Genomic DNA, 14,208 nt, shown 5'->3' on the forward strand with positions numbered 1-14,208 from the left:
TGCACAAACCACACGGAAAGCATCCCCCTGATAGGCGTCGCCGATCAAGCAATCGGGGGGACCTCTTTGACCGTGCGCCGGCATATGGAGGAAGCTTTCCAGGTAGCGGAATTCGGATTTCTGCGGGCCGTCCCACCGTACCCGAGTGCACGATTCAGACTCTTCAGGGAACAGGCCGCGGTGAAAGTCCGGGTGACAGCGGGGAGACACGGAGGCGTATTCCGGTACGGAATATCGCTCGCTCTCCGCTGACAGGACGCACCTCGTTTGTGCGAAGGCAGCGGAAAGAGACAGGAACAGACATGGGCACTCTGCAGGATCCGAGCGACGACCTGTCCGTCACCCCTCCGAAGACCTGGGCGACCGGTCTGCCGGCGGTGACCCACGCGATCGAGTACTCGCTGGGTCAGACCTCCGTGCGGCGCACCGCGCTGACCCTGCTGAACATCAATCAGGCGAAGGGCATCGACTGCCCCGGCTGCGCCTGGCCCGACCCCGCCCCCGGCAAGCGCCCCCTCAACGAATACTGCGAGAACGGCGCCAAGCACATCAACGACGAGGCGACCACCCGCCGCGTCACCGCGGACTTCTTCCGCGAGCACTCCATCGCCGAACTCGACGGCAAGTCCGACTACTGGCTCAACCAGCAGGGCCGGCTGACCGAGCCGATGGTCAAGCGCCCGGGCGCCACCCACTACGAGCCGATCGGCTGGGACGAGGCGCTCGGCCTGCTCGCCCAGGAGCTGCGCCGGCTCGACTCCCCCGACGAGGCGCTCTTCTACACGTCCGGCCGGCTCAACAACGAGGCGGCGTTCCTGCTCCAGTTGTTCGCACGGGCCTTCGGCACCAACAACCTGCCGGACTGCTCCAACATGTGCCATGAATCCAGCGGTTCAGCGCTGCAGGAGACGCTGGGCGTCGGCAAGGGCAGCGTGTCCCTGGACGACATCCACAATGCCGACACCGTCTTCGTCGTGGGCCAGAACCCGGGCACCAACCACCCCCGGATGCTGTCCGCGCTGGAGGAGACCAAGCGCAACGGCGGGCAGGTCATCGCGGTCAACCCGCTGCCCGAGGCCGGGCTGATGCGCTTCAAGAACCCGCAGAAGGCCCGCGGGATCGTCGGCCGCGGCACGTCGATCGCCGATCAGTTCCTCCAGATACGCCCCGGCGGTGACCTCGCCCTCTTCCAGATCCTCAACCGGCTGCTGCTGGAGGCCGAGGACGCGGCGCCGGGCGCCGTGCTCGACCATGAGTTCATCCGGGCGCACAGCACCGGGTTCGAGGACTTCGCCGAGCGCGCCCGCAAGGCCGACTGGGACGACGTACTCGCCGCCACCGGGCTGACCCGCGACGAGATCGAGCAGGTGCACGACCGCGTCCTGAAGAGCGAGAAGGTCATCGTGTGCTGGGCCATGGGGCTCACCCAGCACAAGCACGGGGTGCCCACCATCCGCGAGGTCGTCAACTTCCTGCTGCTGCGCGGCAACATCGGCAAGCCCGGCGCCGGAGTGTGCCCGGTGCGCGGCCACAGCAACGTGCAGGGCGACCGCACGATGGGCGTGTGGGAACGCGTGCCGCAGGCCTTCCTCGACGCGCTGGGCGAGGAGTTCGCCTTCACCCCGCCCTCCCACCACGGCCTGGACTCCGTCGACGCCATCCGGGCCATGCACGAGGGCCGGGCGCACGTGTTCGTGGGCGTCGCCGGCAACTTCGTACGCGCCACCCCCGACAGCGACCTCACCGAAGAGGCGCTGCGCCGCTGCCGGTTGACCGCGCACATCTCGACCAAGCTCAACCGCTCGCACACGGTCTGCGGCGACATCGCGCTGATCCTGCCGACGTTGGGGCGCAGCGACCGGGACATCCAGGCGAGCGGCGAGCAGTTCGTCACCGTCGAGGACTCGATGAGTGACGTGCACGCCTCGCGCGGCAAGCTGGACCCGGCCTCACCGGCACTGCTGAGCGAGGTGGCGATCATCGGCCGCCTGGCACAAAACACCCTGGGAGACGCGGTGTCCATCCCCTGGAAGCAGTTCGAGGAGGACTACGGCACCATCCGCGAGCGCATCGCGCGCGTTGTGCCGGGGTTCGAGGACTTCAACGCCCGTGTCGACCGGCCCGGCGGCTTCAACCTGCCCAGCCCGGTCAACGAGAAGGTCTTCCGGACACCGAGCGGCAAGGCCGTCTTCACCTGCAACGACTTCACGATGCTCGAAGCTCCCGCCGGGCACCTGGTGTTGCAGACGCTGCGCTCGCACGACCAGTGGAACACCATTCCCTACGCGATGAACGACCGTTACCGCGGCATCCACAACGCCCGCCGCGTCGTCATGGTCAACGCCGGGGACCTGGAGGCGTTCGGTCTGGCCGACCGCGATCTCGTGGATCTGGTCAGCGTGTGGCACGACGGCAGCGAGCGCCGCGCCCCCGCCTTCCGGGTGGTCGCCTACCCCACCCCCCGCGGCTCGGCGGCCGCCTACTACCCGGAGACCAACGTGCTCGTCCCCCTCGACAGCGTGGCCGACATCAGCAACACGCCCACCTCCAAGAGCATCATCATCCGCCTCGAACCCGCCGACGAGCCCGACCCGGTCACCGACGACGCGCACATGGACGAGGACCGACGCGTGGGCGAGGCCGTCTGACGTATGCCCGCCTCCCCCACGGTGCGCGCCTGGCTTCCGGCGGCTGCCGCGGTGTGCGCCGCCGGCTGGAGCGCGAATCAGTTCACTCCGCTCGGCGTCGTCTACCGGACCCAACTGCACTGGTCCGCGCTGCCGGTGGCCGCCATGTTCACCGTCTATCTCCTGGGACTCGTCCCCGGGCTGCTGCTGGGCGGCCCGGCAGCCGACCGGTACGGGCGGCGCCGCGTCGTACGGTACGGGCTGGCGCTCTCGGCCCTCTCCAGCATGCTGCTGGCCCTGGCTGAGGTGTCCCAAGAGGCCGTCTACGTCAGCCGGTCGGCCACCGGTTTCGCGGCCGGAGTGCTGCTGGCGGCGGGCAGTGTGTGGCTGCGGGAGCTGTCGGCCGGCTCGCGGCCGGGCGCTGCCGCACGCCGGGGAACGTACGCCACAGGCGCGGGCTTCGCCGCCGGGGCGCTGTCCGCCGGGCTGCTGGCCGAATGGCTGCCCCTGCCCACCGTGCTGCCGGGCCTGACCCATGCGCTGCTGGCCCTGTTGATGCTGCCGGCCACCTGGGGCGCGCCGGAGACCGCGCCGCCTCACGGCCCCCCGCGCCCGGCAGGCCGGTCGGCGATACGGCATCCGCGGTTCGTACGGGTGGTGCTGCCCGCCGGCCCGGCGGTCTTCGCCGCGGCCACCGTGTCGTACGTCGTCCTGCCCCCGCTGGTGGTCGGTCAAGTGCCCGGCTACGCCCCGCTGTTCAGCGGTCTGGTGACCGCGCTGACCATCAGCGTGGGCATCGCCGTACAGCCGCTGGCCGCCTGGCTGGATCACGCGGGCAGCGCGCGGGCGACACTCACCGCAATGGCCACCGTGATCGCCGGACTGCTGGTCGGCGCGCTCGCCGTCGCCCGCACCTCCCCGCCGCTGGTGCTGGCGGCGGCGGTCCTCCTGGGCGCCGGGCACGGTCTGACGCTGGCCTCCGGGCTCAAGGAGATCGAGCGGCTGGCACCGGACCGGGACCGGTCCACCGCGGCCTCCCTCTATCAGGGGGCCACCTACAGCGGCTTTCTGACGCCGCTTCTGCTCGCCGTCACCGCGGGCGCCGCACCCTATCCGGCGCTGCTGGCAGCGCTGGCCCTCGTCGGCCTACTGTTCCTGGTGATCACCGCACGGCACAGCCGCCGGCACCTTCCCGTCCGGCGCGGCACCGCGGACCGGCCCACGGCACACAGCCACTGACTCCACCGCCCCTCGTGCCGAAAGGGGCCCGAAGAGAGAGGACCACGACCATGGGCCGCGTCACCGTACGGCGGCGGGTGCTCCGGATCCGCGAAGGGACCGTCTCCCACCGCCCCGACACCCTGGCCGCCGAGGAACCGCTGGAGATCAGGGTGGGCGGCAAGGCGCTCACCGTCACCATGCGCACCCCCGGCGCGGACTTCGACCTCGCGGCCGGATTCCTGGTGAGCGAGGGCGTGGTGCACGCCGGCGCGCACGTGGCCGGCATCCGCTACTGCGCGGGCGCCACCGAGGACGGCAGCAACACGTACAACGTGGTCGACGTCGTCCTCGCCGGCGGCGTGGCCCCGCCGGACGCGTCGCTGGAGCGGAACTTCTACACCACGTCCTCGTGCGGACTGTGCGGCAAGGCCAGCCTGGACGCCGTACGCACCTCGGCCTGCTGGACTGTTGACCAGGATCCGCTGCGTATCGGTCCCGGGACGCTGTCCGCGCTGCCGGAGAAACTGCGGGCCGCACAGAAGGTGTTCGACAGCACCGGCGGGCTGCACGCGGCGGGACTGTTCACGCCGGACGGTGAACTGCTGTGCCTGCGCGAGGACGTGGGCCGGCACAACGCCGTCGACAAGGTCGTCGGCCACGCCCTGCGCGAGGGGCTGCTCCCGCTGCGCGGGACGGTCCTCATGGTCAGCGGCCGGGCCTCCTTCGAGCTCGTGCAGAAGGCCGTCATGGCCGGTATCCCGATGCTGGCGGCCGTCTCCGCGCCCTCCTCGCTCGCCGTCGACCTCGCCGACGAGAGCGGCCTGAGCCTGGTCGGCTTCCTGCGCGGCGCCTCGATGAACGTCTACGCCGGGGTCGAGCGCGTACATCCCCTTCCGGCGAGCTGACCGCCGCGGCTTCCGCGCCACCGGGCACGATGGTCCCGGCACCACTCCCCTGCCCACCCGCCGGCCCGTGCGGCCGGCCGCACCGGAGAGACACATGCTCTTTCGCCAGCTCGAATACCTGGTCGCGCTCGCCCGCGAACGCCACTTCGCCCGCGCCGCGCAGGCCTGCCACATCTCCCAGCCCGCGCTGTCCGAAGCGATCCGGAAACTGGAAGACGAGCTGGACGTCCCGCTGGTGCGCCGCGACCGCGCCTACGAGGGCCTCACCCCCGAGGGCGAACGCATCCTGGTGTGGGCGCAGCGCATCCTCGCCGACCGCGACGCCCTCACCGACGAGGTGGGCGCGCTGCGCACCGGGCTCAGCGGCCGCCTGCGCATCGGTACGGTGCCGACCGCCTCCAGCGCCGCCGCGTTGCTGACCGATCCGTTCTGCACCGCGCACCCTCTGGTGTCCGTCGAGGTCATGGCGAACATGCGCTCGAAAGACATGCTGCGGCAGTTGCAGAACTTCGAACTCGACGCCGGAATCACCTATCTCGGCACGGACGTCACGGACACCTTCCACTCCGTACCGCTCTACGAGGAGCGCTACGCCCTGCTGACCAACACCGCCGACACTCCGGCCCACCACACCACCGCCACCTGGACGGAAGCCAGCCGGCTTCCGCTGTGTCTGCTGAACCCGGCCATGCAGGGGCGCCGCGTACTGGACGAGGTCTTCGCCCAGGCCGGGCTACGGCCCACCGCGCGCGTCGAGACGGACTCGGTGGCCGCTCTCCTCTCCCACGTCCGCACCGGCCAGTGGGCCAGCATCGTGCCGCACGCCTGGCTGCACGTCATCGGCGTCCCCCACGACATGCGGGCCCTGCCGCTGGTCGAGCCCACCCATACGGCACTCATCGGCCTGGTGATCTCCGCGCGGGAGCCGGGCTCGGTCATGGCGCGCGCCCTCGCCGACATCGCCCAACAGGTCGACGCCGCCACCTTCATGGAGAAGCTCCCCCGCAATTCCCCCTCCTGACCACCACTCAGAAAGCGGTCGACAACCGCGCCCGTCACCCGGACCAGACCCGATCGGACTCCGCCGAGTGGTCAGACGTGGCGTATCTGCGCAGGTTGAGGGAAGCGCCGCTTCCGGCGCCCCGACCCACGGAGGAGAAACACATGCGCATGCGCACTGCCATTACTGCCGCGGCCCTGGCCGCCACCGCCCTGCTCGGCTCGGCGGGCTCCGCCGCCGCCATCGGCAACGACGACAACGTGGCGAGCTCCCAGGAGCAGTGGGCTTCCCAGTCCGGGCCGTACATCGGCCAGGAGCACTCCCTGGGCGGCTCCGTCGGCTACGGCGACGTGGTGCTCGACTGACCGCAGGGAACAGTGCCCACGAACGCCCCGTCGCCCACCCGGCGACGGGGCGTTCCGCATGCCCGGCCGCGTACAGGAGGTGACGCACTTCCCTGGCGGGCCGTCAGGCGGGGGAGCTGTCAGTTCGGGTGGAGGGAGAGGCGGCCGGTGAGGATGTCGTCGGCGACCTCGCGCAGGGGGCGGCCGTCACGCCATGCGTGGGTACGCAGGCGCAGCATGGCCTCATCGACGGGCACGCGCAGCTGGACACTCAAGAAGCCGATGGCCTGGTGCACTTCGGCGCGGTGCAGGTCCACGGGGCTCGGCCGCGGGGCGGGGCCGTCCATGCTGTGGGGCGGGGTCTGCACGAGCAGACGGAGCGCGACGCGGGCCACCGCGTGGAAGCCGTGCGTCCACTCGGGCGAGAAGCTGGTGGGCGTCGTGCGGTAGCCGGTGAGGACGCCGGTGGTGAGAGGGCCGCACTGCAACGGGGTGGCGATGGCGGCACGGGCCTCCGTGCGACCGGTGTCCGGGCCGAGGGCGACCCATCGGGCCGAAGCGGCGCTCACGTCGGGCACGCTGACGGTGCGTCCGGTACGGGCTGCCTCGACGGTGGGCCCCTCGCCGAGGGTGTACTGCAGGTCCTCCATGGTCCGGCCGAGCTTGTCCGCCGGGTCGGCCCACAGCAGTTCGAGCCCGTCGGGTGCGGAGGCCATGCTGAGGGTCAGGGAGTCGAGGCCGAGCAGGTGGGCGAGAGTCGCGGGAGAGGCCGTGTGCAACCCGTCGCCGGCGGCCGCGGCCTGCCGGAGCCGGGCGAGAAGCTGGGTCAGCTCGGCGCCGGACACGGGAGCCGCCTTCGCGCAGACAGAGACAGAGAGCGGCGCCCGGTACGGCACAGGCCGGGCGCGTCGTGCAGACCGTTCAACAAAATGGCGGAGCCTCCTCCAGCGACCCGTCCGGCCGGCTCGGTCAACTTGCCCTGACGGAGACGAGTATGACGGCACAGCCGGGCGCAAATCTCGTCCATGCTGATGCCCAAGCCGGCAGCGGGCACTCCTGCGGCTTGTTCAAGGAACGCCCAACCCTGAGGCACGCGCGGGACACGTGAGGGCGCAAGGACGCACCCGCGCACCCCGACCGGGTGGCGCAGGCGTCTTGTTCTGTAGGGCAGGGAGCGGAGACTGGGCATATGCACGCAGACGCAGGGGCGGGAGGCGACGCCCGCCAGGGCGCCGTGACGGTTGCGGACCTGGTGCGGGAGTTGTGGGCGGACAAACACCTGGCCACGGAGTGGGCCGGACGCTGTGCGCAGGTGCTGGGGGCCGAGGGGATCGCCGTCACGCTGCGGGTGCGCGGGGCGGATCCCGAAGTGGTGTGCTGCAGTGGCGAGATCAGTGCGCTGCTGGACGACCTGGAGTTCACCCTCGGGGAGGGCCCGGCCACCGATGCCTCGCGCGACGGCCAGTTGAGCCTGGTCTCCGACGTACGCCGCCTCGCCCCGGAGCGCTGGCCGGTGTTCGTGCCCGGCGCGCTCGAGTTGGGCGTACGCGGCCTGCTGTGCGTACCGCTGCAGTGGGGCGCGCTGCATCTCGGCGCACTGACCGCGTACCGGACCACCCCCTGGCCGCCGTGTGAACAGGCAACCGAGCAGGCCCTGTCGCTCGCCGACTCGTTGACCGGCTATCTGCTCAGCGGCCCGATCGTCCTGGCGGGCGTGCACGTACCCGCGCACGAGGCCGACGTGCTCGATCTGCACCGTACGGAGATCCACCAGGCCACCGGGATGCTCAGCACCGCGCTGCGGGTCCCGCTGGCGACCGCCCTGCTGCGTCTGCGCGCCTTCGCCTTCAGTGAAGGACGGCCCGTCTGTGACGTGGCACGCGACATCGTCCATCATGGTCTGACCCTGCCTGCGGACCCGGGGCCCTCGCCTCCGTAGCCGGCCGCCGCGGGAATCCCCGCCCCCAGTCCCCGACCCCGTGCTCCTTCCCTGTGTTCCGAGGAAGCGCCCCATGGACCGTGAACAGCGCCTGGCCGACACGCTCGTGGACGTGGCCGACACCCTGGTCGACGACTTCGACGTCGTCGACTACCTCCACCGGCTCACCAACCGCTGCAGGGAACTGCTGGACGTGGCCGCCACCGCACTGCTGATCGGCACGCCGCACGACGGCCTGCAGCTTGCCGCACCGTTCGGCGTACCGCCGGCGCTGGGCGACCTGCTGGCGATCAGCCAGTGGGAGGGGCCCGCCCTGGAGTGCTACCGCAGCGCGTCACCCCTCGCGTATGCCGATCTCGCGGAGACCGGCAGGTGGCCGGCTTTCACCGCACAAGCACGCCGGAGCGGCTACAGATCCGCCACCGCGGCGCCCCTGCGGCTGCACCATCACACCCTCGGCTGCCTGCTGTTGCTGCGCACCACCGGTACGACGGTGCCGCCCGCCGATGTGCGCGTCGCCCAGACGCTGGCGAACGCGGCCTCGCTCGGCATCCTCCACGACCGGCCGCTGCGCTCCGAGCAGCACATCACCACGCAGCTGCGCACCGCACTGCACAGCCGCATCACCATCGAACAGGCCAGCGGGGTGCTGGCCGCCTGCCGGGACATCGATGTGCACTCCGCGCTGACGCTGATGCGCCATCACGCCGCCCTGAGCGGACGCCGGTTGACCGATGTGGCCCGTACGGTCCTGGCCGGCGGGCAGCCGGAGGAGGCCGGCGTCCAGGAGACGGGTGGCTGACCCGCGGGGCACGTGCGGCCGGCGGGGTCAGCAACGGGCGCGCGGTGTGACTTCGGCGGGGGCCGGCGGGCGGCCGGCGAGGCCGGTCAGCAGCTCCAGACACACCTCGCGCAGCTTCCTGTTGCTGTTCTGGGAGGCCTTGCGCAGGATCGCGAGGGCGTCGTCGGAAGAACACTTGCGCTGCGCCATGACGACGCCGATGGCCTGGTCGATATGGGCCCGCGACCGTATGGCGGACTGCAGGTCGGTGGCGAACTGCTGGTATTCGTCCAGGCGTTGGGCGAGCGCGATCGCCCCGGCAGCCTGACAGGCGAGCGCGCGCAACGGGACCAGGTCGGTGCCCGCGAAACCGTCGGGGACATCCGCGTACAGGGTCAGCGCACCCGCTGTGTCCGTGTGCCCCGCGGAACGGCTGGACGGGATCAGGGGCAGGGCGACGACGGAGCGGCTGCCGAGCGCGGCGGCCAGCGGCGGGTACGGCCCCCACCGTCTGTCGTCGAGCAGGTCGGACACCACGATCTCGCGGCCCTCCCCCAGGGCCTGCCGGCAGGGGCCGTCCTGGCCGACATACGTCCGCCCCTCCAGCGCCCGGGGGCCGCACCCCGCGTTCGCGACGGTGGTGTAATTCCCTCCCCGGCGCACCGTGACGCTGCAGCCGTGAGCGGCCGGGGTGTCGTCCAAGGCCCGTACGGTCAGCGCTTCGAGAAACTCCTCCAGCGTGTACGTCGCCAGCAGCAGGTCGATGAGCTGCTGCCCCTCCGACGGCAGGTCGCCGGACATGATGCTCCATCCCGCAGGGGCCTACCGAGCCCCCGCGCCGCCCGCAAGCGTGGCGCGACTGCGTTGTGGCAGCCGCACGGAGACTTGCCGCGGTCAGCAGCCGCCCTGCCTCAGAGAGTTGATGACGAGCCTGAACTGTTCATCCTGACACGGTGACCGGAGCACGCCCAGAGGGCCTCCGCATCGAGAAGCGGGCGACAGACGGATATCGGCCACACGTAACACCCCCCTTTCATGGTGGCCGCGCCCACTTCGGGGTACCGGTACGGCAGTTCGTGCCGGGGGTTCACGCCGCCCGGGGCGGTGCCGCGGCGAGGTCGGCGGCGGTCCGGGCCAGGGCGAGGGCACCGTCGAGAACGGCGCGGTCGGCCGTCGCGGTGACGCAGGCCGCGGTGAATTCCGGCTGGTGGTTGGCCGCGGGCGCGCAGTCGAGGCCGAGCATGGGGTGGATGGTGGGCACGTGGTGGGAGACGTTGCCCATGTCGGTGGCGGCGCCGACGGCCGCGCCGGCGGGAAGGTCGGGGAAAGTACGGCCGAGCGCCTCGGCGTTGGCCCGGTACAGCGCGAGTATGCCGGGGTCATGGCGCAGATCGGCGTAATCGGGCCCGGCCGGTGTGTTGGTCAGCTCGCATCCGGTGGCCAGCGCCCCGGCCTCGAAGCAGCGCTCCACCCGGGCCTTCAGCGGCGCGAGCGCCTCCTGCGTCTCCGCGCGTACGACCCAGCGCCCGCGGCTGGCGTCGGGGATCACGTTGGGCGCGGTGCCGGCTTCGGTGACGATGCCCTGGATCCGGTCCGCGCCGCTGGTCTGCTGACGCAGCAGGCCGATGGACACCTGGGCCACGGTCATCGCGTCGGCGGCGTTCACGCCCAGGTGCGGGTAGGCGCCGGCGTGGGCGGGGGTGCCGCGGTAGGCGACGTCGAACATGGAGATCGCCGCGAGCGGCATGGCGGCCATCTCCACGGCTGCCGGGTGCACCATCATCGCGGCGTCCAGCCCCTCGAACGCGCCCCGTTCCAGCATCAGCACCTTTCCGCCGCCGCCTTCTTCGCCCGGGGTGCCGAAAACCGTGACGGTCAGGCCGAGGTCGTCGGCGAGCGGGGCGAGGGCGAGCCCGGCACCCACCGCGGCCGCGGCGATGATGTTGTGCCCGCAGGCGTGGCCGATGTCGGGCAGCGCGTCGTACTCGGCGCAGATCCCGATGTGCACCGGGCCCGAACCGACGGTGGCGCGTACGGCGGTGGGCAGCCCGTAGCAGCCGTGCTCGACGGTGAAGCCGCCCTCGCCGAGCATCTCGGCCACCCAGGCACTGGCCCGCACTTCCTCGAAGGCGAGCTCCGGGTGGGCGTGGATGCGGTGGGACAGCTCCAGCAAGGCGCGCTCGCGGGGGCGCTGTTGCACGGCGAGGGCGTCCTTGGCCTGCGTGACGTTCATGGTGTCCTCGGGATGCGTGGGGTACGCGACAGTCGGGGGCTGATGGGCCAACTGTGCGCGTTTTACGCGGAGTTGGGCGCTGCGATGTGTACGGACGCGGGGCGGGTGGCGGCGTCGTAGGCCGCGGTGGCGCCGGTGGCGCCCATGCCGCTGTCGCCGGCCGGTTCGTAGAGCCGCTCGGGGCCGCCGCCTTGCCACTGGTTGATCCATACGACGCCGGCGGGCAGTCGGGCGGCCGCGGCGATGTGGTCGGGGTCGCTGGTGTAGACGGTGGCGGCGAGGCCGTAGCGCGAGTCGGCGGCGCGTGCGAGACCCTCGGCGAAGTCGGCCACCACAGCGACCGGCGCGAGCGGTCCGAACGTCTCCTCGGTCATGACGAGCATCGACTCGTCGACGCCGGTGAGGACGGTGGCGGGATAGAAGAAGCCGGTGCCGGGCGGGGTCACTCCCCCGGCGCGCAGCGTCGCCCCGCGTTCGACGGCGTCGGCCACATGCCGCTGGACGGTGGCGCGTTGCCGCGCGTCGACCAGCGGGCCCAGCACGGTGTTCTCGTCGTGGCCGTCGCCCGTCGTGTAGGTGTCCGCGGCCTTCGCCAGCGCGTCGGTGAACTCCTCGGCGATGTCCTGGTGGACGTAGATCCGCTCCATGGAGGTGCAGATCTGGCCGGTGTTGAGGAACGCGCCGAAGGCGACGGCCTCGGCCGTGACCCGCACGTCGACGCCCGCGTCCACGACGACCGGGTCCTTGCCGCCCAGTTCGAGGACCGCACGGTGGAGCCGCTCCCCCGCGGCGGCCCCGACCGTGCGGCCGGCCTGGACGGAGCCGGTGAAGTGCACGAGCCGGATGCGCTCGTGTCCGGCGAGCGGCGCCCCGGCTCGCCCGTCACCGAGCACCAGGTTGACCACGCCCGGCGGCAGCGTCAGCAGTTCCAGCAGCCGCACCGTCGACAGGGGTGAGCGCTCCGAGGGCTTGAGGACCACGGTGTTGCCCGCCGCCAGGAGCGGGCCGAGGGCTCCGAGCACCATGGGCAGCGGGAAGTTCCACGGCGTGATCACTGCGGTGGCGCCCAACGGGTGCCGCACGATGCGGGTCTCACTGCCGCCGGGCCCCTCCAGCGTCCGCTGGAAGGGGTAGTCGAGCGCCTGGTCGGCCGCGGCCTTGAGGCCGGCCACCGCGCCGTCGAGGAACATGCGGCCCGTCCCGACCGGCTTGCCCATCTCGCGGCACTCCAACTCGGCCAGTTCCGCGCCGTGTTCGGCGATGACGTCGGCCCAGGCGTGCAGGTGCGCGACGCGTTCGGCGACCGTCAGCGCCGCCCAGGCCGGCTGCGCCCGCTCCGCGGCGGTCACCGCCCGCTCGACGTCCTCGGGCGCGCCGCCGGGGGCGCGGGCGACGATCTGCTCGGTGGCCGGGTTGACGACGTCGAGCAGGGCGTCGCCGTGGGTGTCCTCCCAGCTGCCGCCGATCAGATTCCGCAGCGTCTTCGTCATGAAGAGCTCCTTCCAGTACGGGAGTCGGGCGGCAGGCAGTCGGGCGGGCGATGGAGCGAGCGGTCAGGAGGTCCCGTCGAGCCGTTCGGCCATGAGCTCACCCAGCATGATCGTGGCCAGGTTGGTGTTGGCCCGGGGCACCGACGGGAACACGGAGGCGTCGATCACCCGCAGTCCGTCCGTACCGCGGACGCGGCAGGCGCTGTCGACGACCGCGTCGGGGTCGTCGATCGCGCCCATGCGGCAGGTGCTGGTGCCGTGCTGTGCGTCCACGACGGTGGCCAGGAGGTGGTCGTCCAGCGCGCTGTCGCTCTCCAGCGCGGCGAACAGTGCCGCGTTCTCGCTCTCCAGCCCGTCGCGGCTGATGGCCGCCACCTCGTCGCCGCGCGCCAGGTCGACGAGGGCCCGTACGCCCAACCGCAGCCGGGCGGCGTCCCGTTCGTCGGAGAGCATCCGCTGGTGGACCACGGGGTGTGCGTCCGGCGCGGTGGAGGCCAGGGTCAACTCGCCGCGGGAGAACGCCTGGTTGAGCCATACGCCGAGGGCCCCGGACTGCGCACCGGTCTCGGCGGCGGCCATGGCCAGCACGTTCTGGTTCATCGACACGAACATCAGGTCGTGCTCGGGGGCGCCGGACCCGCTGGTCCACCGTACGCACACGTTGGTGTGCCGGGCGTGCGGCGAGGTGACGCCGGCCTCCTCGCGGAGCGGCAGCGACACCATCGTCATGGCGTGGTCCTGCATGCCGCGCCCGACGGGCAGGTCGTGCAGTATCTCGATGCCCAGGGAGCGCAGATGGTCCGCGGGGCCCAGCCCGGAGCGCAGCAGGATGGCCGGGGAGTGGATGACGCCGGCGCTGAGGACCACCGAATTCGCGTGCTCGATGACCAGTTGGCCGTCGAGGACGTACTGGACGCCGACCGCCCGGTTGCCCTCGAACAGCACCCGGTCCACCAGCGCGCCGCCGCGCACCGTGAGGTTGTCCCGTTCCCGGGCGCCTTCCAGATAGGCGTCGTTGACCGAGACCCGCCGCCCGTCACGGGAGTTGATGGGGTACGGCGAGACTCCACTGGTCCAGGGCTCGTTGACGTCCGGCTGCCAGGCGTGACCGGCGGCGAGTGCGGCGCGGCACAGCGCGGTGTCGACGGCACCCCAATCCGCTTGCGGGGTGCGGTGGATGGGCGTGGGCCCGCCGCGGCCGTGGTGCGGCGCGTCGCCGTACTCCTCGTCGTCCTCCAGCTTCGCGAAGAAGGGCAGCACCTCCAGCGGCGACCAGCCCGCGCATCCGGCCGCGGCCCACTCCTCGAAGTCCTCCATCGGCGGCCGGATCGCGATCTGTCCGTTGACCGACGAGCTGCCGCCCACGCCGCGGCCGCGCCAATAGGGCGCCTGCTGCTGCTTGTCGGTGCGCGCCGCGTTCAGGTCCGGCCAGACCAGACCCTCGGCCGCGGCCGGATCCATCAGCGCCAGCGCCGGATTGGGCGAACGCCACGCCTCGTGCATCTGCGCCGAGCGGTAGTCGGGGCCGGCCTCCAGCACCAGCACCCGCTCACCCTTCTCGGCCGCACGGACCGCGAGCGCGGCGCCCGCCGACCCCGCCCCCACGACGATGAGGTCCCAGCCGCTGCTCTTCATGTCCCGACTCCCGCCGTAGAGTGCTGAGTCACT

12 protein-coding genes are annotated in these 14,208 nt (G+C 71.9%); 7 read left to right on the plus strand and 5 right to left on the minus strand.

Going from position 1 to position 14,208, the window contains the following annotated elements; genetic code table 11:
* Positions 1 to 302: 302 nt before the first annotated feature.
* The 5 genes from AC3AGO_RS03765 to AC3AGO_RS03785 all read left to right on the plus strand — a co-directional run bounded on the left by AC3AGO_RS03765 (position 303) and on the right by AC3AGO_RS03785 (position 6,118).
* Positions 303 to 2,648 carry an FdhF/YdeP family oxidoreductase gene (locus AC3AGO_RS03765; RefSeq protein WP_487818659.1) on the plus strand — a complete coding sequence of 782 codons (2,346 nt, stop codon included), beginning with the start codon at positions 303 to 305 and terminating at the stop codon, positions 2,646 to 2,648.
* A gap of 3 nt (positions 2,649 to 2,651) precedes the next feature.
* Complete coding sequence (locus tag AC3AGO_RS03770; protein WP_487818660.1) at positions 2,652 to 3,866, plus strand: MFS transporter; 1,215 nt, start codon at positions 2,652 to 2,654, stop codon at positions 3,864 to 3,866.
* Positions 3,867 to 3,916: 50 nt separating this feature from the next.
* Positions 3,917 to 4,753, plus strand: coding sequence for a formate dehydrogenase accessory sulfurtransferase FdhD (fdhD, locus tag AC3AGO_RS03775; RefSeq protein WP_487818661.1), 837 nt, complete (start codon positions 3,917 to 3,919; stop codon positions 4,751 to 4,753).
* 94 nt (positions 4,754 to 4,847) lie between these two features.
* Complete coding sequence (locus AC3AGO_RS03780; protein ID WP_487818662.1) at positions 4,848 to 5,774, plus strand: LysR family transcriptional regulator; 927 nt, start codon at positions 4,848 to 4,850, stop codon at positions 5,772 to 5,774.
* A 143-nt stretch (positions 5,775 to 5,917) separates the two neighbouring features.
* A complete protein-coding gene (locus AC3AGO_RS03785) occupies positions 5,918 to 6,118 on the plus strand; it encodes a hypothetical protein (protein ID WP_487818663.1) in 201 nt (66 codons plus the stop codon).
* A gap of 119 nt (positions 6,119 to 6,237) precedes the next feature.
* Here the strand turns inward: AC3AGO_RS03785 and AC3AGO_RS03790 are convergent, their stop codons facing one another.
* The gene (locus AC3AGO_RS03790) at positions 6,238 to 6,942 is read right to left on the minus strand and encodes a GAF and ANTAR domain-containing protein (RefSeq protein WP_487818664.1); all 705 of its coding nucleotides are present in this window, start codon (positions 6,940 to 6,942) and stop codon (positions 6,238 to 6,240) included.
* Between the two features lie 344 nt (positions 6,943 to 7,286).
* Between AC3AGO_RS03790 and AC3AGO_RS03795 the strand changes: the two genes are divergently transcribed.
* Positions 7,287 to 8,036 carry an ANTAR domain-containing protein gene (locus tag AC3AGO_RS03795; protein WP_487818665.1) on the plus strand — a complete coding sequence of 250 codons (750 nt, stop codon included), beginning with the start codon at positions 7,287 to 7,289 and terminating at the stop codon, positions 8,034 to 8,036.
* Between the two features lie 73 nt (positions 8,037 to 8,109).
* Complete coding sequence (locus AC3AGO_RS03800) at positions 8,110 to 8,838, plus strand: GAF and ANTAR domain-containing protein (RefSeq protein ID WP_487818666.1); 729 nt, start codon at positions 8,110 to 8,112, stop codon at positions 8,836 to 8,838.
* 27 nt (positions 8,839 to 8,865) lie between these two features.
* Here the strand turns inward: AC3AGO_RS03800 and AC3AGO_RS03805 are convergent, their stop codons facing one another.
* From AC3AGO_RS03805 to AC3AGO_RS03820, 4 genes are all read right to left on the minus strand, one after another.
* Positions 8,866 to 9,618: an ANTAR domain-containing response regulator gene (locus tag AC3AGO_RS03805; RefSeq protein WP_487818667.1), complete on the minus strand. Its 753-nt coding sequence runs from the start codon at positions 9,616 to 9,618 to the stop codon at positions 8,866 to 8,868.
* A gap of 286 nt (positions 9,619 to 9,904) precedes the next feature.
* Positions 9,905 to 11,050: an amidohydrolase gene (locus AC3AGO_RS03810; protein ID WP_487818668.1), complete on the minus strand. Its 1,146-nt coding sequence runs from the start codon at positions 11,048 to 11,050 to the stop codon at positions 9,905 to 9,907.
* A 62-nt stretch (positions 11,051 to 11,112) separates the two neighbouring features.
* Positions 11,113 to 12,540 (minus strand): aldehyde dehydrogenase family protein, encoded by a 1,428-nt coding sequence (locus AC3AGO_RS03815; RefSeq protein WP_487818669.1) that lies wholly within the window; start codon positions 12,538 to 12,540, stop codon positions 11,113 to 11,115.
* Between the two features lie 63 nt (positions 12,541 to 12,603).
* A complete protein-coding gene (locus AC3AGO_RS03820; protein WP_487818670.1) occupies positions 12,604 to 14,175 on the minus strand; it encodes a GMC family oxidoreductase in 1,572 nt (523 codons plus the stop codon).
* Positions 14,176 to 14,208: the final 33 nt, after the last annotated feature.

The organism is Streptomyces sp. BL1, from assembly GCF_057628045.1.

Bases quoted from the DNA above. Each gene is read 5' to 3' on its own strand.
- AC3AGO_RS03765 (WP_487818659.1), top strand. From the start codon at position 303: ATGGGCACTCTGCAGGATCCGAGCGACGACCTGTCCGTCACCCCTCCG.
- AC3AGO_RS03770 (WP_487818660.1), top strand. From the start codon at position 2,652: ATGCCCGCCTCCCCCACGGTGCGCGCCTGGCTTCCGGCGGCTGCCGCG.
- fdhD (WP_487818661.1), top strand. From the start codon at position 3,917: ATGGGCCGCGTCACCGTACGGCGGCGGGTGCTCCGGATCCGCGAAGGG.
- AC3AGO_RS03780 (WP_487818662.1), top strand. From the start codon at position 4,848: ATGCTCTTTCGCCAGCTCGAATACCTGGTCGCGCTCGCCCGCGAACGC.
- AC3AGO_RS03785 (WP_487818663.1), top strand. From the start codon at position 5,918: ATGCGCATGCGCACTGCCATTACTGCCGCGGCCCTGGCCGCCACCGCC.
- AC3AGO_RS03795 (WP_487818665.1), top strand. From the start codon at position 7,287: ATGCACGCAGACGCAGGGGCGGGAGGCGACGCCCGCCAGGGCGCCGTG.
- AC3AGO_RS03800 (WP_487818666.1), top strand. From the start codon at position 8,110: ATGGACCGTGAACAGCGCCTGGCCGACACGCTCGTGGACGTGGCCGAC.
- AC3AGO_RS03805 (WP_487818667.1), bottom strand. From the start codon at position 9,618: ATGTCCGGCGACCTGCCGTCGGAGGGGCAGCAGCTCATCGACCTGCTG.
- AC3AGO_RS03810 (WP_487818668.1), bottom strand. From the start codon at position 11,050: ATGAACGTCACGCAGGCCAAGGACGCCCTCGCCGTGCAACAGCGCCCC.
- AC3AGO_RS03815 (WP_487818669.1), bottom strand. From the start codon at position 12,540: ATGACGAAGACGCTGCGGAATCTGATCGGCGGCAGCTGGGAGGACACC.
- AC3AGO_RS03820 (WP_487818670.1), bottom strand. From the start codon at position 14,175: ATGAAGAGCAGCGGCTGGGACCTCATCGTCGTGGGGGCGGGGTCGGCG.